1 protein-coding gene is annotated in these 375 nt (G+C 42.9%); it reads right to left on the reverse strand.

The annotated features are described in order from the left end of the window. A partial coding sequence (locus EGI22_RS15625; protein WP_255069349.1) for a hypothetical protein occupies positions 1-375 on the reverse strand: 375 nt, incomplete at both ends.

Here is a 375-nt window from a genome sequence, read left to right on the forward strand (position 1 = left end):
CCAATAGCGACGCTCAAGGTTTTTACACAACTTTTTGAATCAGTAATTGTGCAAGTGTATGTGCCGACTGTCAAGTTGCTTATAGCCGGAGTTCCATCACCTGAGGGATTGCCAGGAGTCCAATTGTAGATATATGGAGAAGTACCTCCTGTGGCAAGATTTATTACTGCTGCTCCATCACTTGCAGACGTGGAACTTGCATCAGTTTTAGACAAAATAGTACTTGTCAAAATAGAGGGCTGGGAGATAGTAAACAAACTAGTAGCAGTATTTCCGATTGCATCGGTTACAGTACATGTCCATGAACCAGCCGATAAGCCCGAAACACTTTTTGTACCATCTCCAACAGGATTTCCGGGTGTCCAATTGTAAGTA

This window comes from Lacihabitans sp. LS3-19 (assembly GCF_024343575.1).
In the GTDB taxonomy this organism is placed as follows: domain Bacteria; phylum Bacteroidota; class Bacteroidia; order Cytophagales; family Spirosomataceae; genus Leadbetterella.